The following is a 23,548-nucleotide window of genomic DNA, read 5'->3' as shown; positions in this document are numbered from 1 at the left end:
TTTCATTTAGGTAAAGCTGCATTATGTTCGTTAAATTTTTCAATGCTTTCGAGCGCCAGTGGTTTATTCATCATTTGTAAGAACAAATCATAACCAATTGTCACTGTGTCCGCCCCACTCGCTAATGCTTGCATAATTTGACGGCTGTTTTTAAAGCTCGCCCCCATGATTTTTACATCTTCAAGACCTTGTAAATCTAGAACATAGCGCAATTCTTCGATCGTTTTTGCTGCATCTAACCCGCTTACTTCCATGCGGTTATAGTATGGTGCTAAATAGTCTGCCCCAGAAAGAGCCGCTATATAACCTTGCTCAGATGAAAAAATTGCCGTTGCTAAAATAATCGCTTCCGGAAACTTAGCGCGAACTCTAGCAATAACTTTTACTCCAGCTTCATGAGCAGGAATTTTCAAGCCAATAACAGATCCTTCAGCTGGCTTAATTTCTTGAATCCGCAGTACATCTTCCCAAATTTCTTCTTCTGTTAATCCCGCGGCTTGAACAAATACTAATTTTGCTGGAATGTGAGCAATATGGGTTTTCCTTGGCTGATTTTCTTTCAGTAAAATGGTTGGATTTGTAGTTACACCTTCAAAAAACGGAAATTGAAGCGCTCTCTTTATTTCCTCTAAATTCCCTGTATCTAAAAACATTTCCTCACTCCTTTAAAAGTTTTCTTCTCAATTTAAGTGTAGAAAAGTTCTAAGAAGCAGTCAATCATTTCATGGCCCCAAAGTTGTCGGCGATTTTGTGCAACTAAAAAAGCATTTGAACTTACTCAAATGCTTTTTTTATTTTATTTTTTCTTGGGTTCTTTTTTCCAATTTTTTCGTTTAAATTCAAAACGTTCCATCCAAGGACGACCTTTTTTCAGTGCGAAATAGCCAACAATGACGATGAATAGCGCACCTATAATATCAACAATGATGTCTGTCATCGTATCTTCTAGAACTGCTCGACCAGTTAGTGGTGTACCGTTTGACAGGTTGTAGCGTTGCATATTTAAGTTCATAATCCCGTCAAAAGTATATTCATACACTTCCCAGAATGCCCCCATCGTCACAGCAAAACAAAATGCAAAGACAGCGATAAAACCAGGCTTCAGTTTCATCACTACTTTATCATTCGCGTTTAACAAGCTAACGAACGAAAAGCCAATAGCTCCGAGCATTGCCCCACTAAAAGTATGTAAGATTTTATCCCAGTGCGGCACGGTTGAATAGAATTTTTGAACGGTTCCAAGATAAATCGAGCCGTACAAAAAAACAATAAACAAAATATAAACAAGTCCAGGTATTTCAAATTTAAAACGTCGTGCAATAATCGAAGGTAATAACAAAATAAAAATTCCTAGTAAAATTTCAAATAGTAAAAAGATATAATCCCCTCGTAATGTCACATGCGGCCCAGTTGCTGGTTGCTTTATCGGCGCTGTAAAAATTTCATAGATAGTAAAAACGACTGAAATTCCCATTGATGCAAAAACAAATAGTGCTATCCATTGTGTCCAGTTAATCTTTCTCATGCGCTCATCTCCAATCTATCATGCAATACCCCTTTTTTTCTAAAAAGAAACTGCTCATCTATCTTAGACTAGAGATAGACGAGCAGTCAAATGAATCACTATTTCCGGTTGGACTTAAGTAGTCTAAGCCCATTTAAAATAACTAAAATCGTACTTCCTTCATGCCCCACTACTCCAAACGGCAAATTGATTGCTTGAAAAACATTCGCTATGATTAAAAGAACAATTACAGCAATAGCAAAACAAATATTTTGCCAACTAATCCAGTGAAGTCGTTCGGAAAGCCTGTAAGCATATGGAATCTTTTCTAAATCATTCTTCATTAAGACAACATCTGCTGTTTCCATTGCAATATCTGTGCCCTCTCCCATCGCAATGCCAATAGTCGCATGAGCTAGAGCAGGAGCATCATTGATTCCATCCCCAACCATTGCCACGCTTCCGTAAGTAATGGACAGTTCTTTTAAAACATCTACTTTTTTCTCAGGTAAACAACCGGCAACAACCCTATCCATGCCAAGTTCAGCTTGGATTGCAGCGCCAGTTTGTGCATTGTCTCCTGTCACCATAATTGTTTTAATACCTTTTGCTTTTAGAGCTTGAATGGTCCGAATCGCCTCAGGTCGGCAAGTGTCTTTGAGTGCAAACATTGCAAGTATTTCGCCTGCTTTAGCGACATATACAATCGTCTTCCCTTCGCTAGCAAGCCGTTCAAACACGCCATTTGAAAACTTGGCAGCATTTTCCACCCCAACATAACCGGCTTTACCGACTTGCCAAGTTTCGCCTTTGTAACTAGTTTGCACTCCCCAACCCGGCACATCTATTACTTCTATTTCTGTTAGTTTATCCGTTACTTCTATATCCAAAGCTTTAGTGATTGCTGCGGCTAATGGGTGCATTGACTGCCGCTCCATTGCTGCTGCCACATTTATTACTTGCTGTTTATCGATGTGTTCCTTAAATATTTGGTCTGTTAGTTCAGGTGTTCCGTTTGTCAAAGTTCCTGTTTTATCAAATGCAATTGCTTTTACACCGCGCAAATTTTCTAAGTGTACGCCGCCTTTGAATAAAATTCCGTGACGCGCTCCATTAGAAATAGCTGCTAAAGTCGCTGGAGTCACCGAAGCAACTAGCGCACATGGAGAAGCTACAGTAAGTAAAACCATCGCGCGATAAAAAGTTTCATTCCAAGACCAACCGAGCGCAAAATGCGGTAAAAACATCATCACTAAAACAAATAATAATACTGCTTTAACATACGCATCCTCAAATCGCTCAATAAAACGAGCGGTTTTTGAAGGTTCACTCTGGGCGGTTTCTACTAAGCGAATAATCTTGCTGAAAATCGTATTATCAAAAGTTTGCGTTACTTTAATGGTGATAGCACTGCTGACATTAACTGTCCCACCAAACACCTCAGCATCAACAGCTTTCTCAACTGGAACCGATTCACCATTGATTGCTGCTTCATTCAAAGTTGTTGAACCACGAACAATCACACCATCAATTGGAACACTTTCCCCAGGTCGAACAAGTACTCTATCATCTAATTGCAAATCTTTTGCCGCCACTTCTTCAACATCACCATTTGAAAGAAAACGAAAAGCTCGTTCTGGTTGAAAAGCCATTAATTTCGTGATTTCGCGCTTACTTTTATTCGTCGTATATGTTTCTAATGCCCCACTAACCGAGAAAATAAAAATAAGTATGGCGCCTTCAAACCAATAACCGATAATTGAAGCCCCTGTAGCCGCTAATATCATCAAAAGCTCTACATTAAGTTTTTTCGTTTTAATCGTCGCCTCTATCCCTTCCTTAGCTTGTTCAAATCCGCCAATAACAAAGGCACTCAAGAAAATCACCGCTGTCCAAAAATCACCGACATCATTCCCGATTAAACTACCAACAACAATTAAAATCCCACTAATACCAGTCGTTACAAACTGCCAATTCCGCTCCATCCAGTCTTTCATAACACTCATCCTCTCCAAATGATAATGATTCCCATTACCCTAAAAAACACAAAAATCTGCTTTCGCAAGTGCGAAAAACAGATTAAACAATAATTATTATAATTAAATTCCGAAGAAAATAGCTTTAACTCACTTGTTATTATAGCATTTTTTAAAAATCATATCAAACTAATTGATAAAATTAATTTATAATTGAGAATGAATTTCACTATCATTATTGCACATAAAAAAACACTTGAGCAAAAAGCCCAAGTGTCTGTTTACTTTAAGGTAATTGGTTTCCAGCCGCACGGTAAATTTCATACCATTCTTCGCGACTAAGTGTTACATCAGAAGCTTTTGCAATATCAGCGATTCTTCCAGGATTCATTGTACCAACCACTGTTTGGAAGCTTGCTGGGTGACGCTGTATCCATGCAACCGCGATTACCGAATTAGTCACGCCTTTGTCAGCAGCAATTTTATCGATTGTTTTGTTTAATTCAGGGAATTTATCGTTATCTAAAAATACACCTTCAAAGAAACCATATTGGAACGGAGACCAAGCTTGAATAGTCATATTATGTAAGCGACTATATTCCAAAATCCCGCCATCGCGATCAAGAGAAGGATCAATCGTCATATTTACGTTAAAACCAGTATCAATCATTCCTGTATGCATAATACTAAATTGCAGTTGATTGGCAATTAATTCTTGGTCTACGTATTTTTTCAGTAATTCGATTTGCCCGGGATTTTGATTACTTACACCGAAATGACGAACTTTCCCGCTTTTTTCAAGCTCTGTGAAAGCCGCTGCCACCTCTTCTGGTTCAAAAAGTGTATCCGGACGATGAAGTAATAGTGTATCTAAATAATCTGTTTTCAGGCGTTTCAAGCTACCTTCCACAGAAGAAATAATGTGCTCTTTTGAAAAATCAAAGAATCCTTGACGAATTCCGCATTTTGATTGAAGAATCATTTTTTCACGAACAGTTGCATTCATATCAATTGCATCAGCAAAGACTTCCTCTGATTTACCGCCGCCATAAATATCCGCGTGATCAAAAAAATCAATACCGTTTTCAAGTGCTGTATTAATTACTTTATTCGCCTCTTCTTTACTAAGATCTGCCATTCTCATACATCCTAGCGAAATTTCTGAAGCTGTTAAATCACTATTTCCAATTGTTATTCGTTTCAAATCAAGCACCTCTTTCTAAAAGTATATCCTTATTCTAACACTTTGTTGAAATCGTTACCAAACTTAACCTTCTGAATAAAAACTAATTCCTTTATCCGTATCCTCCACAACGATTCCGGCTGGTTGATTAATCAAAAGAATGCAGTAATAAAAGTCCCCGACGCAACCAGACGTATGTAGCGCAAAAATCAAATATAGAACAGCTTCGTTTACTCCAAGAAAGCGCAGAAAAATGAACAATCCCGTAAGAACGATAAATGGCGCAATCGAAATAATAAAGAATTGTGCTCTCGAATAAAATGCTCCTGGACTTCCCGCATAAGCCATTCCATTTTTAAAACCAAATTTCACTTTTGCTTTTGGACAAAATGCTTTGAAGAAAATCCCGTGTACGGCTTCATGAAGAACAATAGCTACTGCATAACCACCAAACATCCAAATAATCCCCATAAAAGCATTCGTAATTGCAAAACCACCTGAAAAAACAAATCCTAAAACAGTTAATACAAGCACAATAACAATCGCAACAATATTCAAATTCATAACCAATTTTTTATTTTCTAGTAAATTAATTTCTTGAACCAATTTTCTTTCCATTTAGCACGCTCCTTTTATAAAAAACACTGGTATTTTAATTATACAGTACTTCTTGTTGGCATTCTATGTCAAAGTAGAGAAATACCCAATTACGGCTAAAGAGGATGATAAGTTTTTCTTTTGTTGCTTTCTACAAACCTCTAAAATGCCTATTTAAAGCTACTTTCAGAGGTTGTATTTATCTTCTTTTCTGGCAATCATCTAAACTTTGTTGTAAAATGATAGTCAAAAATTTATAGATGTATCCAAAATCATAAAACTATATACACTCAGTCAGAATCTTGCAACAACCAATATTTTCTATAATTAATGTCGGTTATTCGTTTGTCAACACATTGTAGTTGAACTATGTTTCTTTCGTTATTAATAAAAACTACATACTTGTATCTTCCGTGATGATTATTCTAAAAAAAGTATTTCTATTGACTTATTTCTTTTTAATGCGTCTGCTAACATTTCGAATGTTCTAAAATATCATCATCTTAATTATATATTCTTGTCATTTCTTATTCGCATTTCGAGAAAAAATAAGAAAATGTACTCTACTTTCTTAAAATTAAAAAGCATGCTATTAAGCATACTTTTTAATTAGACTTTATTTAGTTCTATCTAGTAATCTTACAGTGTAAAAATTACTATTGCTTTTGATTTGGTTGCTCAGCAGCTTCCGATGCAATGTAATACTTACCATCCTCTTTATACAAAATGGTTCTAGGATAATCTTCCCCATTTTTCGCTTTATAAAGTTCTGATTCCTCATCTAATAAATTAGAAGTAAAATCTTTGTCTGGTGTTTCATATCTTTTTATTTTTTGCTTTATCTCACCAATTTTTTCCAAAGCATCTTCTTTCTTCGCTTGTTCATTCGTCATAACATACACAAGTCCTTCAACCTGTATCATTCCAACGATGTTATTTCTATCGACCAACCACTTTATCCCAAATACTGAAGCGCAAATAACTATTATCAATAATATTAAAATTAACCACTTTTTTTTCATTCAATTAGCTCTCTTTTCGATTTATTTATTACGGCTTTGGACATACGTACTCGAAGCAGTACTTGTATATTTTGTTGTTGACCCTGTATATATTCCAGCACCATTATATTTTTTTACTGTATATTTTGCAACATCTACATTTCCGTATATGGCAGGTCTTGTCCACTTTTTAGGATTCGCTTTAACAATTTGTCCGTTTGAACCTGATTTTGAAACAGACATACTAAACTTGCCATAACCAATGCTCGCGGAGACAGACATTTTAGCCTTACTAAAATAATATGCGGAAACGTTATATTGGTAGTTTTTCCAGCCAGGGTGCCATGCAATAAATCCTTTTGATACTTTTCTTGTTGTTGATACTTTTGTCCATTTTTCATAGCCTAGACTTGCACTTTTTAATAGCTGTTTTTCTTGGTTAAATGACTCATTTGAACTGGTTTGATCTCTAACAATGAATTCGTCTGGTAATTGATCGCTATTATCTTGTATACCACTTTCAACTTCTTTTTGAGTAATAACTGGAGTTGTATCAATATTTCTTACTGCTGCAGATACATGTGTAATCGGACTTATTACCAAAAGCCCAACTATTATTAATCCCATCAAATGCTTAGAAAAAAACTTTTTCATAATATCATTTCTCTCCCTTTTATGTTTAATCTAGTTTTCAAAATGAGTGTATCATAAAAAAACGATGTATAACCAAAAATGTAATGAAATGTCCGATTCTTGTCATGAACGACTAAAAACCAGACTTGTTTAGAATTATTATTACACAATATGTGTAATATTGTTTTTTTTGCTAAAATACAATACTCATTTCGGGTTGTTATGCATGATTTATGCACTATCTTTATATGATGTCACAAAAATTACACATGTATTCATTTAACTCAAATATAAATAGGCTAATTTTATGCATTTAATTTAATTATTTATCACTTCCTCTGTTATCCGAATGAATAAAAGTGTATAATTATTCGCTAATGCTTAAAATTATTGACTCTTAGCAAATGCTCAAGTAATAATTGCAGAAATGTTTATTGTATCAGTAATTTCATTCAACTACTCACAATTTTATATGGTCGCTCCCTTGAGTCTCATGTTCGGAAAATTCTTTGCATTAAAAACCCCTAACTCGCGGGTAAAGTATTATGTCTTTCTAGTTCTTTGAAGTAACTAAACTCTGACAGTTAAAAGTTTTTTCATATTTCAGGAAAACCATCATTTCCAGTTTAATAACTTTTTGATATTGCAGATATATAAACAACACCTAACATTTATACCCAAGTCACACAAGAAAAGAAAGATTCCACAGCTTCTCTTTTTTTCGATTTTATGCTAAAATAAAATCTGTTGAAATTAATTTGATAGTCAAAATGATAGTCAAAAAAATTCACACTTATTTCGAAACGTTGATATATCAACATGGAGAAATACCCAAGTCCGGCTGAAGGGGACAGACTCGAAATCTGTTAGGCGGTGTATGCCGCGCCGGGGTTCGAATCCCCGTTTCTCCGTAGAAATAAAAAGGTTCATTGCCGTTTTAAGCAATGGACCTTTTTATTTTTATGAAAGTAAAATCACTCTTTTTTCAATACTTTATTTACAAAATGTTCCATTTTTTCAATTGTATCAGAGTTAGAGCACATTAATTCAACGTGCAACGAGCTTCCTGATTCAATTAGAACCGAGCCGTATTGACAAACTGGTACTTGATGATTGTTTTTAAATCTTCTATCCGGAGTTCCATTTTTATTCACTTTTAACCAAGTATAATAAAGAATATTTGCATCTTTTGGTACTGGATCAGTTTCAACAAAATTTGTTGTACCTAAGTCCATATTAATATCTGAATAGTTTAAAGCCCCAACTTTACGTCCCGAAATTATTAGTAACTTATCCGGCAAAAAATAGTTTTTGCTTTCGTAGCTGTAATCCAAATGGTTTAACATTTGCTTTCAAGAAATATGGCATTCTATTAATTGCTTTGGAAGATATACGGTCAATACCACGAGAAGCTCCCCCACTAAATCTTTCGTTTAGACTACTCGCTGAGATAGTTTGCCAAAACCTGCTATTCTCATTTAAACTCATCCAAATTTTACACAAATTATCATAAGAATCTTTACTTTCTTCATCAAAATTATAGTCTAATCTAATAGGTAATTTCACATAAACGTATTTCTTTAATACAATACCTGCAATTCCTGTAATCAAGAAAATAGGTGTTACAGCTAGAAGAATGGTGAAAATCAAAATTGTACTGAGCAAATTAATGTTTTGAACCCTTCGGATACTATTCAGTAAATCTTTATATTCCGCCGGTTGATACGCATTAACATTAACCTTTTCTGTACTTTCAAAGTCAATATCTACTTCATAAGTATTTGGATTTATTCTTCTATCAGAATTTTCATTTTCTCGATTTCTTTTTGTCTCATCTACATATGAAATTCCTGTTCCTGGTATTGAAAAAGTTGTTCTTGTATTCCCGTTAGCTTTTTAGTGACTCTAGCTCCCTTAACCCCCCAGCTATAACCGATTCCACTTTTACTTACATTAACTCGGAAACCGCCACCTAAATTAATACTTTTTCTTAACCTAATTCCCATAGTTTTTCTCCTTTTCAAACATATTAAATACAACATCCATCGGTGTGTTATTTTCTGTTTACCTATCATTTTAATAAAGAAATTTTTTCTTTGTGAAATATGTATCAAGAAATATTATATCATGAAATTTGCTGTTTTTTCCCTATTTATAAAAATTTCAAATTTGAAACAAAAAATGTTCTTATTTGCACAAAATAAAGTTTTATTAAAAAAATAATTTATATTAATACCAAGAGGGTGATATAAATGGCAATGCATTCAACTGGCGAAAAACCTGGTACTGGAACTTACACTTGCACTATGTGCGCTCAAAAAGTTGTTCTTAATGATAGAACTGATAAACTCCCACCATGCCCTAAATGCCAGAATACTAATTATAGTAAATAAGCAAAAAAGAGTAGACTTAGCACCTACTCTTTTTTAATACAAAATGCAATTTGAGTGGATTTGCTATTGCTTCTTCTCCGCAATACTCACATACATTCCCTCATCAAGCTCCCAGTTCTGCACTACTTCAAATCCAACCTCTGCAAGCTCTTCCTTCAATTTTTCAGCTGAAATTTGAATTTCCATTGGGGGACCTTTCAAATCCGTTCCTTGTGTATCAAATTCTATGGTAGCAAAGTAGCCACCTGGTTTCACGACTCTACTTACTTCACGCAAAACATCCAGAAGTGAACCCGCTTCATGTAACACGAGCGATGCCAGCACAACATCCACCGAACTAGCTTCAAGCGGAATATCATCCATGCTCGCTTCTAATGTTTTTACATTGGTTAATTCAGCTTTTTTCGCTTTCGCCTCAATTAATTCTAGCATTTTCGTATCTAAATCTAATGCAAAAACGGTATTTTCAACCAATTTCGCGGCTGGAATCGTTAAAAATCCTGTTCCCGCTCCTAAATCTAAAATACTCGCTGTTTTTTCCATTGGGACTTTTTGTAAAAGTTCCTCTGGTGACAGCACTTCGCTTCGCTCTGGTCGATCCAAATAAGCTACTTTCCTCTTAAAACCAGCTTCCCCGTGGTGATGGTGGTGATTCATTTTTAGCACTCCTTTAATGTTGATGTTTTTCAATTTCTACGACAATACTACCTACTGTCTGTTTGCTTAAATAGTCTTCCATTTGTTGCTCCGCTTTATTCATCACTTCGCCGATTAAGCAGTGCGGCTGACTTTCGCTATGGTTTTTAGGATCACAGTGAAATAAAGCGCCTTTCCCTTCAATAGCATGAATTACATCTAAAAAACTAATACTACTTGCTGGTTCGGCTAATTTATAACCGCCATTGACACCTGTTACTGACTCAATGAAACCAGCTTTTACTAGCATTGTTAACACTTTAGAAAGATACGTCGGCGAAACATTTTGCTTTGTCGCAAGTTCTTTCACGCCTACCGATTTTTCTGGAGACAAATTCGCTAAATAAACCATCGTATGTAGCGCATAATTGGTGGCTTTTGAAAATTTCATACTTTCACCTTCTTAATTAAAGACTTAATAACTCTATAATATCCTTATTAAACAAATTTGTCAATTTACAACAAAAAACCTTCCCCTAAAAAAGGAAAAGATTTTAGCATTTAAAATAAATCTTGCAATAAAGCAGCTAGTTCTTGTTCATTTTTAATACAATAATCTGGTTGGTAAGCGGCATTTTTAGGTTGTATGTGTTGTCGTCTGTTCAGCCAAATTGATTTCCAGCCGGCACTTTTTGAACCGATCACATCATTTTCAAAAGAATCACCAATATAATAGGTTTCCGCGCTATTAATACCGATTTGTTCCTCTACTAGCTTAAATATTTTCTTATCTGGTTTTTCGATACCTACTCCGCCAGAAATAAAAGTATGTTCAGCTGGAATATAGTCGTTTATTTGTAAATCATTTATTTTGTGTTGTTGATGGTCTTTGGGTCCGTTTGTAATAATTCCCATCGTTATATTTTCCTTTTTAGCCCATGTGAGGATTTCTTTAATTCCCGGGGAAAGTTCGATTTTACGTTGGTTTTGTTCATAAGCGCGTTGAAATGCTTCTGCTTCTTTTTTCGTAATTTGGTAATCAAAATCGTTCAATGCTTGTGTAATTCGATAAACGTGCATTTCTGCTTTTGGCATTTCACCTCGAACAACCTTGTGATACACTTCATCACTATAAAATCGACTTTTAATATATAAATTTTCAATTTTCAGGCGGTCAGTTTTCCCAAAAATGGTTTTAAAGGCCGCTTCAAATGGTTTTAATTGGTCATAGACAGTATCATCAATATCAAAAATTAAATTAATCATCATTTCCTCCTGCAAAATTCGCTTCTTTTACTCTACCATTAAATTAAAAAAGTAGAAAGAGCCTAAGCATGATACCAAGGCTCTCTCATTTATTTTGCTATTTTATTTAAATCTAATTGTGGTGGATATGTTTGGTGATATATTTTGACCGTCAAAGCTATTCATAGCTTTTCCTAATTTCTATCACCCTGCTGTTGGCGCCACATAAGCTTTCCAGCCGCCAATCATTTCATCTTTTTCTGATTTACTTAGTAGTTGCATACCGATTACTTGGTTGATATTCACTGCCAAGCCTCGACTAAAGCGATTCACTCTTGAAGCTGATATGCAATTAATATATACATCGACCAAACGAATCAATTCTCCTTTAGTTTCTACAATCCCAACAATGTATCCAATAGCTGTCACAAGTAAAACTGGCTCTCCAACTTCAATTGCTTGTAGTAGTTCTTCTTTCATTATGAAGCCCCCCATTTCATTTCTTTTTATATACCCGATTTTAATTCGTTCAAAAAAGCCGACCCAAAATTACTTGGGTCGACTCCGCTCTTTATTTGACACTTTTTCTTTTAAGGTATAGACCTAGGAATAATAAGGCTACTCCACTAACAAATAACAACATACCATTTGCATCACCGGTTCCAGGTAATTTTTTCGTTTTACTTGGTTTAATAATTTTATTGGTAGAATCTGTATTTTTTGGTGTTATTGTTGTAGTTTTTGTGTTCGTTAAGTCCATGCCTTTTACTTTTGCGCTGTATCCAGCTACTTGTTTTTCGGACACAGTGTAGTTGTATTTCTTGCCAGTTGCGTCTTTTTCCGGAAGATTAGTAAAGCTGTATTTCCATTTCATTTCTTTGGTTACTTTGATTGGCGTTCCATAAGCTTTACCATCTTGTAAAAGTTGGACTTCGATGGAATTTGGGCGTGTTTTTGCATTGTCACCTACCCACGTTTTTGTACCGCTTGCTGTAGTTACATTTTTATCATCTGTTACTTTAGTATTGGTTAAGTTCATTCCATCTGTCGTTGTTTTATAACCTGGAACTGCTATTTCAGCAACAGAGTAACGATAATCTTTATTCGTAGCATCCGCTTTCGGCAAATCTTTAAAACTGTATTTCCAATCGTTTTCTTTTGTTACTTTGACCAAATCACCATATGCTTGACCGTTTTGTAAAAGTTGTACTTCAATATAGTTTGGACGGTCTTTAACTGTGTCATTTTCCCATGTTTTCTCACCAGAAACAGATGTCTTAGGTGTATCTATCTTCGTATTTATAATGTTCATGCCATCAACTTTTGTTTCATAGCCAGAAACGGCTTTCTCTACAACTGTGTAAGTGTAAGCTACGCCATCATTGGTTGTTTCAGGCAAGTTTTTAAATTCGTATTTCCAGTTATTAGCTTTTGTAACTGTAACTGGGAAACCGTAATCTTGACCATTTTGTTGTAATTGAATTTCGATTGATGCAGGACGGTCGTTCTCTGTATCGTTTTTCCATGTTTTTTGACCGTCAAGATTAATCATTTTTATATCTGGTTTAATTAATGTGTTGTTGATATCGAGACCAGTAACAGTACTTGTATAGTTAGTGACGGTGTTTTCTAGTACTGTATACGTGTATTTATCTCCATTTGCATTTGTTTCTGGAACATTTTTGAATTCGTATTTCCAGTCGTCTGCTTTTGTGACCGTCACGGAACTCCCATATGCTACACCATCTTGTAAAAGCTGCACTTCAATAGAATCTGGACGGTCGGATTCTTTATCACCAGTCCATGTTTTTTCCCCATTCACATCAATCATTTTTACGTCTGCACGATTATCAATTACAGCGGTAGTTGAACCATTTACATCATTGTTTATTTTATAATTAGGTTCATTAATAGTTGAAATACTCAAATTACCTGCTTCATCACTCTTTACTGTAAGTGGGAATTCTTTGTTTTCATTTGATTCATAACCAGTTGGTGTTTTTGTTTCAACAAGCGCTATTTGCCATTCTTGATTGGCGGCAGAAGTCTTATAACCATCTGGGATAAATGAAGCCGCACCAGTAGTGTCAGTTATAGTAATCTCATTGCCATTAATATCTTTTACTGGCTTCGTTAAATCTGCCTTCCCATTTTCATCGGTATAGTAAGTTTTGAATTCATAGCCTGTCAGTGCCACTTTGCTAATATCGTCTTGTTTCAATATATTTAATTTAAGTGGTACTACCGTGTTTACTTCTGAACCAGCTGCCCGGTTAACTAGTTTTGTTCCAAATTTCACGTCTTTATAATTTACTTTAAATAAAACATTATAAAGTTGCATTTGAGGAATATCAATCGGATTGGTGATAGTTAATTCATCGCCATTTACAGAAGCATCTAAAGCATAGTCACTTATATCTAAGGCTTTTGGAGATTCGAGCTCTCCATTTTGTAAGAAACCGGTATTAGCTGTTGCTTCAAATCCGTTAATTGACACATTTGAAATAGATTTGAAGTTGGAAGCCGGAATTTTATCGTTAATATTAATAGCTGCTTTATCAAATTCATAAGCACTTCTCACACGGACTTTATAATCTACAGATAGATTACCATTAGCATCCGGTGTAGCAATGCTGTACTGACTTCCCCCTAAATAATTATTCGTTTTATCATCTAAAACATATTTTTTAGCATAAGCAGTCCCGCCGCCAGCAGCCCAACTCATTTCACTATTTTCATAAGAAACAATTTCTTTTTCATTATAAGTGTAAGTTGCTTTATTTTGCATGATACTACTGTAATCAATTTCATTAGGATCAATAATGACAATCATGTACACTTTATACGCAGCTTTTGTTTCATTATAAAACGGATCCGTCGATGGCTGTCCAAAATTAAGTGTTAATGTACGAGCATCATTTGTTACTGAACCAGTCACACCCATTTTTTCCGCATTATTTCCGAAATATCTAACGCCGATATCATTTAAAGTACTATTCGCAATACAGACTTGCTTACTAGAGTATAATCCGTCTTCATAAACAATGACATCATCTCCATCTGCATTGGTATATTTCGGGGTCCCCTCATACTTATTCATTGTAAAGCCATATATATGTTTATTACTTGAATTTAAACTATTAATATCATATTCCAACATTTTTAACCCTTTTGGTAAGGTATCAGTAATAGTGGAATTTAGTGTATCTTTTATGCCATCTGGATTAATGTCCATCTCATAAACCATATATGTTTTTGGAGAAGTAATCACTCCATCATCAGCTAGCGGAACATAATCCTTTAACTCTTTTCCAACAATATCCACACCTAACAAATTACGTGCAGTTTCTTGTGCTTTTGCGGCAGATAAGCGTTTTTTCTCAAGTATTTTACCGTTCGTTGGAATCACTACTGGTGGTTCAATAAAACTTACATAATCATAATCAAAATCATCTTCATCCTGCAAAACAGTGGTTGATTTGGCGTTTTGATTAATTACATGTGCTTTTTCTTTTTCAAAGTTATCAATTGGTTTTACTGTTCCGTCAACGTTACTTAATAAATCATTACCCGGATTCATATCTGGCGTAGAATCTACATCTGTAATGCTTCCATCTAGCGTAGTATCCCCATTAAAATTAGAGAATGAGCCAATTTCTCCAGCTATATAAAAATCAGTTGACTCATATGAACCATCATCTGGCATACCTTGTGCTTTTGCATAGAGTAAAGCAGATTTATTTCCGCCCGATTCTATCCCGCTTGGTAATGTGTAAGAATAGACTTTGATATCGCTCCATACTCCATTTCCTTTATCTTTGGAAACTGTTTTTTCATATTTCCATTTTTGATTGGCTGTTTTAAATGTATCAGTTTCGTTATTTAGTTCGAAACCTGCTGGAATATAGGCATAGATTACATTATTTTTCGTATAATTGCCTTGGTTAACTGCTGTATAATTAATACTAACTGTTGCTCCTTCTGAAATAGAAACAGGTGTAACATCTGAAGCAACTTTACCTACAAATTTATTATTTTTATCGTAAGTTTCAGTAATTTTGGTTTTTAAAGCCATATCATAAATATCTTCTCCACTAGGAGTTACGGACCCTGTGGAACCTTCTCCGCCAGCTGAAGGAACTTTTGCAATATTAGTTAAGTCTTTGGTTACGTCTACTACTTTAGCCGCAAGTCCTCTATTCTCTCCTCCATTAGGTGCAAATTCTTTTGCTGGATCATATGGAAAATCATATCTTTTTGCTCCTGGTGCTAGGTTCGTTTGATCATCAGATAATTTCCAGCCTCTTTGTAATTGACTTCCGCTTGCCTTTATTAACGCCTGCCATTCCGTAGAATCTTCTTCAAGAATAGCGTAACCTGAAGGAAGTTCATCCGTCATTTTGCTAACTACTGCTGTTTTTCCAGAATAGTTATTTGTATAAATATTGAAATACACCAAATCCCCATTTTGCGGAACATAATTCTCAGGATTATCCGCTATTTTTATATAATTTCCAGTATTTGAATCCATTCGCCAAGCAGATTCCAATTTCTTAACTGTACGCATCACTCCATCTTTGTCATCTGGAGTTATCGGCGTTACTGGTATTTCAATTTCACTAATCTTAATATCACTATTATCTTCAATAATAATTGGTGTATAAACATCTTTTTGAGAGATTGTTGAGCTTAATGTAAAGAACATATCAAATTTTGCATTCGTTAATGGCTCATTTGCATACTTCTCTAAAACTTCGGGGTTTTTATTAAATTGAAGTGTATAACCTACATATTCAATTCCATCAATTATCTTGCTTCCAGTAGGATTCTTGATGGAATCTTCTGTGAATATATACTGCTTCGGCGTCATTCCGTCAATCACTGGATTAACAAAGGTTGCTTTATCTCCTTGGAAAAAGGACTTTTGCATCCAAAATGTATACGTATCATTTAACACCGACTCCGAATAAGATGGGATCGCTATACTTACTGCCAACTTGATAGTATCTCCTGGTTGGTATTCTGCTTTTGTATTCCCGTTAACATCAGTTACTTTATTTGAAAACGTCCAATTTGTCCCGCTTTTTAATAGCTGATTATTTTGGACTGTAGTATCTATCTTCTCTTTATTTTCTTTTGTACTTACAGTTTCTTGATTATTTCCGTTAGCATCTGCAAAGATATTTGCCCACGGTACTAATTGGAAAACTAATGCTATCGCAACGATTGCAACAAACAGTTTTTGCCAATTATATTTCAACATAGTAATCCTCCCCCACTGGAACATAACAAATTGACTTCACCAAAACTTTAAAGTAATATTTGTTATTCTCCTTTTGTAGTATTGCTTATTTGTAAATTATTGTTTCCAAAATTTATGCTAAGCTACAATACTTATCCAGTATGATACTATTTAAAAACACTTAAGAGAACTAGATTACAAAGCAGGATTTCCTCCAAAGCAAATTAAATTGTGTCTATTTTGACATAAATGAATTTGCTGTTGGTATGAAGCCATTTGTAAAGATAAAAACAGAAATTTATTTCACGAGGTAAACTTAAATTAGTACTAAAAAAGACTAGTAAATAAGTTCACCCAAATTCGTTCCTCTTCCATACTTAGCTTATAAAATCTTGGGTTTTGCTGACTTAACAATACAATTCATAATGAACAAATGTAGTTTCTTTTGGTATAATTGAAAATAGTTTTCTTGGGTACATATATAGTAGAGATAAAGAAGGAGGAGAACTATGTGGAAAAAGCATAAGTGGCTAATTATTGCAGTATTATTATTGGTAATTTATGTCGCTCCATTGTTTATTCTTGGCGGGAATAGTCACGTGCGGATACATGATAATTTAGATTCTAATGTAACATGGTACAAAATGGTCTTGGATAGCGGGGACTATACGGCCAAAGTTGGGACAGCAAATATTGATCAAATAATGGATGATAGTGTTCCACGAGATTCATTTGATTCAGAATTTGTTGGAATTGATTGGCTTTATGTGATTTTCAGTACACCTATTGCGTTTGCGGTGAGCCAGTTGATTACTCGTGTATTTGCATTTTTAGGATTGTTTTTATGGGCAAGGGATTATCTTATAAAAGATAAAAAATATCTCGTGCCACTTTATTTTGTTTCTTTAGCTTTTGCACTCACGCCTTTTTGGCCATCAGGTATGCTTAGTACGCTAGGGATGCCACTAGCTTTATGGGCATTTTTAAACATTAGAAATAACAAGCGGCGGATATGGAATATAATTATACTGACACTGCTACCATTTTATTCCAGTCTAATTTTAGGATTTTGTTTCTTTTTAGTAATGGTTAGTTGTATTTGGTTATATGATGTCATTAAGGAAAAGAAGGTTAATATTCGCTTTTTGCTCAGTATGATTTATATGGTTTTGTTGTATGCACTTGTAAATTATCGTTTTATTTACGCAATGTTTTTGAACCCGATACCAGATTCAAGAAGCGAATTTAGTTTACCAGGGTTATCATTTTTAAGTTCAATTCGACTTAGTTTTAAAAATTTCATTCTAGGGCATACGCATGATCAGGCATTGGCTGGATATGTTATTTTGCCCATATTATTACTTGTGCTTGTGTTAATCATTATTAATCGAGAATGGGTTAAAGAAAAGCTTTTTTTATGGTTATTAGGGTTAAATGTATTTTTATCATTTTGGTACGGTTTTTGGTGGTATCGTGGCTGGAACTGGATCAAAGAAAATGTAGAAATCATGCGGACATTTAATTTTTCGCGATTCCATTTTTTACAACCATTTTTATTTTATGGTTTATTCGCAATCGCAATCGTTTATTTAATCAAAAAAGGAAATTGGTGGCGCAAATTAGCGTATGTAGCAATTGTGTTGCAACTTGTCGTCGTTTTCGCGAATAACTCTGAGATTTACTACCGGGTTGGAAATGGTTCCCCTACTATCAATCAATTTTATGCAACAGAGCAATTTACAGAAATTAAAAACTATATCGGTAAACCACAATCAAGTTACCGCGTTGGTAGTATCGGACTCCATCCATCTGTTTCTCAAGAAAATAGCTTTTACACTGTGGATGGCTATGTTAATTCTTATCCGCTTACTTATAAAAGAGCCTTTCGGAAAATCATCGCTAAAGAGCTAGACAAAAGCCCCGTTCTAAAAGATTATTATGATAACTGGGGAAATCGTTGTTATTTATTTTCTGCTGAGTTAGGGAAAAATTACGATTTCGGCAAAGATTCGAAAAAGCATATTAAAAAACTAGACTTTAATATAGATGCATTTAAAGCAGTTGGCGGCGAGTATATCTTGTCTGCCGTTCCAATTGACAATGCTTCTGATATTGGACTAACATTCGAAAAAGCATTTAATAACAAAGCATCTTACTGGAAAATTTATTTATATAAGGTTACAGATTAAAAAGCAGAAAGGCTCGTTTAATCCTCTTTTTAGGATGCAAAACGGGTCTTTTGCTTTTTTTATGGTATGATAAATGAAAGGAGTGATGATTATGAAGAAAACCATTCAGTCAGTTGGTGTTTGGGGCGATAGTATTATGAAAGGCGTTCTTTTCAATCCAGAAAAAAACCGCTATACTTTGCTTAAAAACAACTGCATTAAACGAGCATCTGAAAAACTTGGCCTGACTTTTCAAAATCATTCCACAATGGGTCGAACGATAACAAAAGGTCACGAAATTCTGACAAAAGACTTAGCGAAAGATGCGACAAACGATATTGCCATTATCGAATTTGGCGGAAATGACTGTGATTTCAATTGGGCAGAAGTGTCCGAAAATCCGACAGCTGAACACATTCCGCGTACACCAATTAACATTTTTGAAACCCAACTTCTTGAAATGATTGCACGACTAAAAAAACTGGATATTAAACCTGTTTTAATGACATTGCCCCCTCTTCACGCGAAACGTTATTTTGATTTCATTACAAGAGATGGGCTGAACAAAGATAATATTTTGCGATTTTTGGGCGGCGATGTAGAGATGATTTACCGCTGGCAAGAAAGATATAGTAATGCTATTTCGCAGATTGCAGCCGAAACAGGCAGCCACCTTATCGATATTCGCGATAGCTTTCTTGCCGAATTCCATTATGAAAATTTACTTTGCGCTGATGGCATTCATCCGAATGAAGCAGGCCACATTAAAATGTCACGTAAATTCATCCAATATGCAAGTTTTCATCGAGCATAAATAAAAGGAGGAAATCCTATCTTACATTTACAAAAAATGACCGCTTCTGATTTAGAAGATTTTTTAACTACAGCAATTCCAGACTATGCCGCAGAAAAAATAGCAGCCGGCACATGGACCAAAGAGGAAGCCTTAACCAATTCAAAAGCTTCTTTCAACAAATTACTATATGACGGAATTACTACACCGAATGAGCATCTCTATAGTATTTTCACTGACCAAAAAATCGGTTATTTATGGTTTCATGTCGATGAAAAACAGGCTTTCATTTATGAATTTGTGATTTTCGAAGCATTTCGAGGAAAAGGTTTTGGTACGAAAACACTTGAGGCGCTAGATGTTCTTGCAAAAGAAATGGGCATTACTAAAATCGAACTTCATGTTTTCGCTCATAACCAAACCGCCATTAAATTGTATAATAAAGTTGGATTTAAAAATACCGACATCACTATGGCAAAATATATATAAAGAAAGGCTTGAAGTCCTATTTTTTAGGACTTCAAGCCTTTCTTTTTTTCAAGTTCTAATTCTGCCAATTTTTCATGACCTTTTGTTGTTCGAAAATATCTTGTAGTGTGATTTTCTGTATTTCGAAAAATATAATGAAACATTTCTAACCAGTAGACGCCAAGAAGTAATTCATTTTTCGTAAATGCAGCGGCTCCCGGAAATTGCATCATTTCAAAAACTAAGTGATCCATCGTCGCATTTTTTTCTTCTGTTTTAGATAAAATTTGATAGATTACCGCTTCCGTAGGCTCATCCATTCTATCAACCTCCGCTTACAACATCCCTATTTCCCCAATATGGTATACAAAATAAATTAAAATGAGTAATAAAATATTAAAACCAAGCAACATCCATTTTATCAATTTTTCTTTCACAAAAAAGACACTAATTGTTGAAATAATTCCTAAAAAAAGTGGAATTAATTTATAAAAGATACCTTTCTCTCCTCCTGGTACAATATCTGAAATATGTAATCCCCAAGTTAAAATTATCCAAGTTACAGTTAGGATTGTTAGTAAAAATGCAACAAAATCTTGCCAGTTCCTTTTCATCATAACCCCTCCTACTCCTTCTAAGCTTAACATAAAATTGGATGACAACAAAAAACAAGCTAATTTTCATAGCTTGTAAATCGTTAAATTCTAATTAAATTTAAGGCAAAAAGAGTTACAAGTAAAATATTAAACAAAATGGCAATCCATTTTTCATCCAAAAGTTTATTTAACCTTGTCCCAATAAGCGCACCTAGTACCGCTCCTGGTATCATATAAACACCAATAGAAAAGTCACTTCCACCAACAATCACGTAAGAGCCTATACTAGCAAGAGAAGTAAGAAGCGTCACATAACTTGATGTCGCAGAGGCAGTCTTTTGATTTAGCATAAAAATAAGTAATAAAATTGGTATAACAATTGGCCCGCCACCGATTCCAAATAAACCAGCTAAAAATCCAATAATCACCCCAAATAAATAAGGCATTATCCGATATTTACTTAAAAAATGAGGCTTTTCATTGTTGCGTCTCTTTTTCCAAACCATCAAAAGTAATAAAATCACGATTAATGCACCATACATAAAACGATAAACCGCTTCCGGTAACATTTGGTTCACGATTGCACCAAGAAAAGTAGTTGGAATACTCGTTATAGCAATTTTTAGTGCTAATCCTACGTTTCCTTGCTTCCGTTTATAATAAATACTACAAGTAAAAATCGCCATCGTGAAAACTGTCAGCGCAGAACTAAAAGCCGCAGTTCCTTGAGCCACGCCCATTAGCAGTAAAATTGGCAAAAGAATTACTCCGCCACCAATACCTAAAAAGCTCCCCACAACACTTGTACTAAGCGCTATTAGAAAGTATGTTATCATATCCATTTTCCGTTACCTCTCTTCTTTCACCTTTTTCAGCTTAACATATTTCCCCGTTTTTAAAAGTACTAAAAAAAGACAATAAATTATTGTCTTTTGAATTTAAATGCTAGGGATTGGTTCAACCATCAAATTATTACTAGCCTTATCTATATATGTTACTTTCATTGCAGTTAAATCGGCTTCCCACAGTTCGATTCCTGCCAAACCTGCTAATTCAATAAATTTCTCAAAATCTATTCGTCCCGCTTGTGCTTGTTTTATTGCCTCGCGTAATTTTTCTACTGAACTTTCTTTAGAAACAGGCATAGCAACTCCATTTAACTGCGCTTCTACCATGTTATTTTGATTGTCCCAAAATACATAAACACCTTTTTGAACTAAAAATTGATATTTAATAATACCTAATTCTTTAAAACCTTGAATAACTTGCGGAAAATCACTAGCATTTTTTTCACTTGTTGCTGCTTGCAAAATCATTTGTTTGTTTATCATAACTAATCTCCAATCAAGTAAGTTTTCTATATTATACCTGATTTCTAGCTTAATCTAAACAAGCGGTTTTTCTTCTTTAAAAGTTTCAATAAGTGCTTCTTCCAAATCATATAGAGAATCATTAGTTTGGTCTAAAGTATAACCGTGATCCAGCGCAAAAATAATAATGGCATCGCGGCGATTTTTTGCATATAAAGGTGGATATTCGGTATATTTTAATAATCTACTCGCTTCATTACCTGAAAGCTTAAAACCAAACGAAAGTGCAATGGTCCGGTCACGAGAAGGTCTTCTAACTCCACTAAAAATCTGATAGCCATATGTTTCATGGAGCCTTGCCGCACGAATAACACTTGCTTTTGTTAATTTTTTCTCTACTAATAACTCTTTTAAATATGTTACCATTTCACTTGATTTAAATTCCGCCTCGTTTTCATCTAAAACCTGGCGTAGATTTGTCGCTTTTTTTAATTCATGAAGTAATTTACTTGTCTCTTTTTCCCCATCCATAAGGCACACCCCCGATTGTTTTTTATATTATATCATGAAATAAGTACTCGACTACTATGCTTCATGCTATAATTTTACTATAAAGTGTAGAAGGGATTTTAAATCAATGGGAGAAATGACACTCGCTTTTATAGAAGAACAATATAAAGAATTAGATAATCTAAATAATAAAGAAAATCCTGCTGTACTAACGCGTAATACCGCAACAGGAGAATTATTAGTTCGTAAAATAATCCCTATTAGTTTCGCTCCAGTTTTAGAGGAACTTAAAAAATTATCAAGTAACTATTTGCCCAAAATTGAAGTGATGATTCCAAATGGCAGCGAACTGATTGTATATGAAGAATATATTAATGGGAAAAACTTAGCTGACTTAATGAAAGTAAATGCGCCCTTTGATGCAGATGAAGTGGCACGACTAATGTTGATGCTTTCTGACGCGCTTACAGAACTTCATACAAATGCAATTATCCATCGTGATATAAAACCGTCCAATATTATGATTTCAAGTGATGGCGTTTTAAAATTAATTGATTTTGATGCTTCTCGTGTTTTTGAAGTGGGAAAAAATCAAGATACAGTCAATCTCGGGACGATTGGATACGCTGCTCCTGAGCAATATGGATACTCGCAAACCGACGCTCGTTCAGATATTTATAGTATCGGCGTCCTCATGCTTGAACTTTTACGTGGAAAAAATAATTTACCTGACAAAGAAACCGCTACTTCTTTAGAAAAAATCGCCATGCAAGCAGCATCATTCGATCCAGTGCAGCGTTTCCAAACCATCCAAGAATTCCGAACCGCTATTAAAAATGATTCGCTTGGACCTACCTTTGTTTCCGAGTTAACAGACTTAGGCGACTTCGCTACCATAGAAGACAGCTCAGACGAAATAAACTGGGCAACTCAAACAAATGAATACGAAAAAGATTTTATTCCCTGGTATAAACATATTCCCGGTTTTAGAACTGGTCATACCTGGAAAATGGTAGTTGCAATATTAGGCTATATTTTCATGGCATTTGGATTATTTACCCCACCAACAGAAGGCGTTAAAATGAATAACATCGAAAACTTTTTTGCTAATTTTTTCTTGATATTTCCTGCCTTCATTATATTTACTAATTTATGCGGCATCTGGTCCAAATTACCTTTACTTAAGTCCTCATCTAAAGGAACAAGAAAAGCTGGAATTATCGTATATATTTTTGTTTGTATTATAATTTATGGAATTTATACAGAAATCTTTTCTTAGTCCTATGCCCGTTG

At 34.7% G+C, this 23,548-nt stretch carries 25 protein-coding genes, 1 tRNA gene and 1 pseudogene; 6 read left to right on the top strand and 21 right to left on the bottom strand.

Annotated features, from left to right (window positions below; translation table 11 throughout):
- Nucleotides 1-2: 2 nt before the first annotated feature.
- From HCB38_RS02190 to HCB38_RS02160, 8 genes and pseudogenes are all read right to left on the bottom strand, one after another.
- Nucleotides 3-653, bottom strand: a complete 651-nt coding sequence (locus tag HCB38_RS02190) for a transaldolase family protein (protein ID WP_185637426.1) — start codon at nucleotides 651-653, stop codon at nucleotides 3-5.
- A gap of 143 nt (nucleotides 654-796) precedes the next feature.
- Nucleotides 797-1,525, bottom strand: a complete 729-nt coding sequence (locus HCB38_RS02185) for a DUF2238 domain-containing protein (protein ID WP_185318132.1) — start codon at nucleotides 1,523-1,525, stop codon at nucleotides 797-799.
- Nucleotides 1,526-1,623: 98 nt separating this feature from the next.
- The gene (locus tag HCB38_RS02180) at nucleotides 1,624-3,501 is read right to left on the bottom strand and encodes a heavy metal translocating P-type ATPase (RefSeq protein WP_185637424.1); all 1,878 of its coding nucleotides are present in this window, start codon (nucleotides 3,499-3,501) and stop codon (nucleotides 1,624-1,626) included.
- A 265-nt stretch (nucleotides 3,502-3,766) separates the two neighbouring features.
- Nucleotides 3,767-4,684 carry an aldo/keto reductase gene (locus tag HCB38_RS02175; RefSeq protein WP_185318130.1) on the bottom strand — a complete coding sequence of 306 codons (918 nt, stop codon included), beginning with the start codon at nucleotides 4,682-4,684 and terminating at the stop codon, nucleotides 3,767-3,769.
- 63 nt (nucleotides 4,685-4,747) lie between these two features.
- Entirely contained in the window at nucleotides 4,748-5,281 is a 534-nt protein-coding gene (locus HCB38_RS02170; protein ID WP_185318129.1) for a DUF3267 domain-containing protein, read from the bottom strand.
- A 259-nt stretch (nucleotides 5,282-5,540) separates the two neighbouring features.
- Nucleotides 5,541-5,754: pseudogene (locus HCB38_RS15140) on the bottom strand (hypothetical protein).
- A 162-nt stretch (nucleotides 5,755-5,916) separates the two neighbouring features.
- Complete coding sequence (locus tag HCB38_RS02165; RefSeq protein WP_185538193.1) at nucleotides 5,917-6,282, bottom strand: hypothetical protein; 366 nt, start codon at nucleotides 6,280-6,282, stop codon at nucleotides 5,917-5,919.
- 21 nt (nucleotides 6,283-6,303) lie between these two features.
- Complete coding sequence (locus HCB38_RS02160; protein ID WP_185637422.1) at nucleotides 6,304-6,915, bottom strand: hypothetical protein; 612 nt, start codon at nucleotides 6,913-6,915, stop codon at nucleotides 6,304-6,306.
- 800 nt (nucleotides 6,916-7,715) lie between these two features.
- Between HCB38_RS02160 and HCB38_RS02155 the strand changes: the two genes are divergently transcribed.
- Nucleotides 7,716-7,805: transfer RNA gene (locus HCB38_RS02155), tRNA-Ser, on the top strand.
- 63 nt (nucleotides 7,806-7,868) lie between these two features.
- Here the strand turns inward: HCB38_RS02155 and HCB38_RS15065 are convergent.
- From HCB38_RS15065 to HCB38_RS15055, 3 genes are all read right to left on the bottom strand, one after another.
- A complete protein-coding gene (locus tag HCB38_RS15065; protein ID WP_260483823.1) occupies nucleotides 7,869-8,195 on the bottom strand; it encodes a hypothetical protein in 327 nt (108 codons plus the stop codon).
- Nucleotides 8,185-8,559, bottom strand: coding sequence for a hypothetical protein (locus HCB38_RS15060; RefSeq protein ID WP_260483821.1), 375 nt, complete (start codon nucleotides 8,557-8,559; stop codon nucleotides 8,185-8,187). The genes HCB38_RS15065 and HCB38_RS15060 overlap by 11 nt, the downstream gene beginning before the upstream one ends.
- A gap of 170 nt (nucleotides 8,560-8,729) precedes the next feature.
- Nucleotides 8,730-8,900, bottom strand: a complete 171-nt coding sequence (locus HCB38_RS15055; protein WP_260483819.1) for a DUF4236 domain-containing protein — start codon at nucleotides 8,898-8,900, stop codon at nucleotides 8,730-8,732.
- Between the two features lie 246 nt (nucleotides 8,901-9,146).
- Between HCB38_RS15055 and HCB38_RS15175 the strand changes: the two genes are divergently transcribed.
- Entirely contained in the window at nucleotides 9,147-9,287 is a 141-nt protein-coding gene (locus tag HCB38_RS15175) for a zinc ribbon-containing protein (RefSeq protein ID WP_376740668.1), read from the top strand.
- Nucleotides 9,288-9,350: 63 nt separating this feature from the next.
- Here the strand turns inward: HCB38_RS15175 and HCB38_RS02140 are convergent, their stop codons facing one another.
- The 5 genes from HCB38_RS02140 to HCB38_RS02120 all read right to left on the bottom strand — a co-directional run bounded on the left by HCB38_RS02140 (nucleotide 9,351) and on the right by HCB38_RS02120 (nucleotide 16,431).
- Nucleotides 9,351-9,944 carry a class I SAM-dependent methyltransferase gene (locus HCB38_RS02140; protein WP_185637419.1) on the bottom strand — a complete coding sequence of 198 codons (594 nt, stop codon included), beginning with the start codon at nucleotides 9,942-9,944 and terminating at the stop codon, nucleotides 9,351-9,353.
- A 13-nt stretch (nucleotides 9,945-9,957) separates the two neighbouring features.
- A complete protein-coding gene (locus HCB38_RS02135) occupies nucleotides 9,958-10,374 on the bottom strand; it encodes an Rrf2 family transcriptional regulator (protein ID WP_185318126.1) in 417 nt (138 codons plus the stop codon).
- Nucleotides 10,375-10,484: 110 nt separating this feature from the next.
- Entirely contained in the window at nucleotides 10,485-11,189 is a 705-nt protein-coding gene (locus tag HCB38_RS02130; protein ID WP_185637417.1) for an HAD family hydrolase, read from the bottom strand.
- 183 nt (nucleotides 11,190-11,372) lie between these two features.
- A complete protein-coding gene (locus tag HCB38_RS02125) occupies nucleotides 11,373-11,648 on the bottom strand; it encodes a hypothetical protein (RefSeq protein ID WP_185318124.1) in 276 nt (91 codons plus the stop codon).
- 91 nt (nucleotides 11,649-11,739) lie between these two features.
- Nucleotides 11,740-16,431, bottom strand: a complete 4,692-nt coding sequence (locus HCB38_RS02120; RefSeq protein ID WP_185637416.1) for a Cna B-type domain-containing protein — start codon at nucleotides 16,429-16,431, stop codon at nucleotides 11,740-11,742.
- Nucleotides 16,432-16,919: 488 nt separating this feature from the next.
- On the opposite strand from HCB38_RS02120, the gene HCB38_RS02115 reads away from it, so the two are divergent.
- The 3 genes from HCB38_RS02115 to HCB38_RS02105 all read left to right on the top strand — a co-directional run bounded on the left by HCB38_RS02115 (nucleotide 16,920) and on the right by HCB38_RS02105 (nucleotide 19,860).
- On the top strand, nucleotides 16,920-18,599 hold the full coding sequence (locus tag HCB38_RS02115) for a DUF6044 family protein (protein WP_185637414.1): 1,680 nt from the start codon (nucleotides 16,920-16,922) through the stop codon (nucleotides 18,597-18,599).
- A 91-nt stretch (nucleotides 18,600-18,690) separates the two neighbouring features.
- On the top strand, nucleotides 18,691-19,392 hold the full coding sequence (locus tag HCB38_RS02110; protein ID WP_185318121.1) for an SGNH/GDSL hydrolase family protein: 702 nt from the start codon (nucleotides 18,691-18,693) through the stop codon (nucleotides 19,390-19,392).
- 18 nt (nucleotides 19,393-19,410) lie between these two features.
- A complete protein-coding gene (locus HCB38_RS02105; protein WP_312025794.1) occupies nucleotides 19,411-19,860 on the top strand; it encodes a GNAT family N-acetyltransferase in 450 nt (149 codons plus the stop codon).
- Nucleotides 19,861-19,883: 23 nt separating this feature from the next.
- Here the strand turns inward: HCB38_RS02105 and HCB38_RS02100 are convergent, their stop codons facing one another.
- From HCB38_RS02100 to HCB38_RS02080, 5 genes are all read right to left on the bottom strand, one after another.
- Complete coding sequence (locus tag HCB38_RS02100; RefSeq protein ID WP_185318119.1) at nucleotides 19,884-20,159, bottom strand: DUF3116 family protein; 276 nt, start codon at nucleotides 20,157-20,159, stop codon at nucleotides 19,884-19,886.
- Nucleotides 20,160-20,174: 15 nt separating this feature from the next.
- On the bottom strand, nucleotides 20,175-20,453 hold the full coding sequence (locus HCB38_RS02095) for a hypothetical protein (protein WP_185318118.1): 279 nt from the start codon (nucleotides 20,451-20,453) through the stop codon (nucleotides 20,175-20,177).
- A gap of 83 nt (nucleotides 20,454-20,536) precedes the next feature.
- On the bottom strand, nucleotides 20,537-21,277 hold the full coding sequence (locus HCB38_RS02090; protein WP_185637412.1) for a sulfite exporter TauE/SafE family protein: 741 nt from the start codon (nucleotides 21,275-21,277) through the stop codon (nucleotides 20,537-20,539).
- A 96-nt stretch (nucleotides 21,278-21,373) separates the two neighbouring features.
- Nucleotides 21,374-21,766, bottom strand: coding sequence for a DUF1398 domain-containing protein (locus HCB38_RS02085; protein ID WP_185607580.1), 393 nt, complete (start codon nucleotides 21,764-21,766; stop codon nucleotides 21,374-21,376).
- A gap of 54 nt (nucleotides 21,767-21,820) precedes the next feature.
- Entirely contained in the window at nucleotides 21,821-22,276 is a 456-nt protein-coding gene (locus HCB38_RS02080; protein ID WP_185318115.1) for a hypothetical protein, read from the bottom strand.
- Between the two features lie 106 nt (nucleotides 22,277-22,382).
- Here HCB38_RS02080 and HCB38_RS02075 point away from each other — a divergent pair, with 106 nt between their 5' ends.
- Nucleotides 22,383-23,534, top strand: coding sequence for a serine/threonine-protein kinase (locus HCB38_RS02075; protein WP_185607579.1), 1,152 nt, complete (start codon nucleotides 22,383-22,385; stop codon nucleotides 23,532-23,534).
- Nucleotides 23,535-23,548: the final 14 nt, after the last annotated feature.

The sequence above is a fragment of the Listeria farberi genome (genome assembly GCF_014229295.1).
Taxonomy (GTDB): Bacteria; Bacillota; Bacilli; order Lactobacillales; family Listeriaceae; genus Listeria; species Listeria farberi.
Note: the sequence above shows the minus strand (reverse complement) of the source record. Positions and strands in the feature narration are given on the sequence as shown.

Coding starts and splice junctions, on each gene's coding strand:
- HCB38_RS02100 (WP_185318119.1), bottom strand. CDS start 20,159: ATGGATGAGCCTACGGAAGCGGTAATCTATCAAATTTTATCTAAAACA.
- HCB38_RS02085 (WP_185607580.1), bottom strand. CDS start 21,766: ATGATAAACAAACAAATGATTTTGCAAGCAGCAACAAGTGAAAAAAAT.
- HCB38_RS15055 (WP_260483819.1), bottom strand. CDS start 8,900: ATGGGAATTAGGTTAAGAAAAAGTATTAATTTAGGTGGCGGTTTCCGA.
- HCB38_RS02170 (WP_185318129.1), bottom strand. CDS start 5,281: ATGGAAAGAAAATTGGTTCAAGAAATTAATTTACTAGAAAATAAAAAA.
- HCB38_RS02185 (WP_185318132.1), bottom strand. CDS start 1,525: ATGAGAAAGATTAACTGGACACAATGGATAGCACTATTTGTTTTTGCA.
- HCB38_RS02125 (WP_185318124.1), bottom strand. CDS start 11,648: ATGAAAGAAGAACTACTACAAGCAATTGAAGTTGGAGAGCCAGTTTTA.
- HCB38_RS02110 (WP_185318121.1), top strand. CDS start 18,691: ATGAAGAAAACCATTCAGTCAGTTGGTGTTTGGGGCGATAGTATTATG.
- HCB38_RS02190 (WP_185637426.1), bottom strand. CDS start 653: ATGTTTTTAGATACAGGGAATTTAGAGGAAATAAAGAGAGCGCTTCAA.
- HCB38_RS02160 (WP_185637422.1), bottom strand. CDS start 6,915: ATGAAAAAGTTTTTTTCTAAGCATTTGATGGGATTAATAATAGTTGGG.
- HCB38_RS15175 (WP_376740668.1), top strand. CDS start 9,147: ATGGCAATGCATTCAACTGGCGAAAAACCTGGTACTGGAACTTACACT.
- HCB38_RS02075 (WP_185607579.1), top strand. CDS start 22,383: ATGGGAGAAATGACACTCGCTTTTATAGAAGAACAATATAAAGAATTA.
- HCB38_RS02115 (WP_185637414.1), top strand. CDS start 16,920: ATGTGGAAAAAGCATAAGTGGCTAATTATTGCAGTATTATTATTGGTA.
- HCB38_RS02180 (WP_185637424.1), bottom strand. CDS start 3,501: ATGAAAGACTGGATGGAGCGGAATTGGCAGTTTGTAACGACTGGTATT.
- HCB38_RS02135 (WP_185318126.1), bottom strand. CDS start 10,374: ATGAAATTTTCAAAAGCCACCAATTATGCGCTACATACGATGGTTTAT.
- HCB38_RS02130 (WP_185637417.1), bottom strand. CDS start 11,189: ATGATTAATTTAATTTTTGATATTGATGATACTGTCTATGACCAATTA.
- HCB38_RS02080 (WP_185318115.1), bottom strand. CDS start 22,276: ATGGATGGGGAAAAAGAGACAAGTAAATTACTTCATGAATTAAAAAAA.
- HCB38_RS02140 (WP_185637419.1), bottom strand. CDS start 9,944: ATGAATCACCACCATCACCACGGGGAAGCTGGTTTTAAGAGGAAAGTA.
- HCB38_RS02090 (WP_185637412.1), bottom strand. CDS start 21,277: ATGGATATGATAACATACTTTCTAATAGCGCTTAGTACAAGTGTTGTG.
- HCB38_RS02165 (WP_185538193.1), bottom strand. CDS start 6,282: ATGAAAAAAAAGTGGTTAATTTTAATATTATTGATAATAGTTATTTGC.
- HCB38_RS02120 (WP_185637416.1), bottom strand. CDS start 16,431: ATGTTGAAATATAATTGGCAAAAACTGTTTGTTGCAATCGTTGCGATA.
- HCB38_RS02095 (WP_185318118.1), bottom strand. CDS start 20,453: ATGAAAAGGAACTGGCAAGATTTTGTTGCATTTTTACTAACAATCCTA.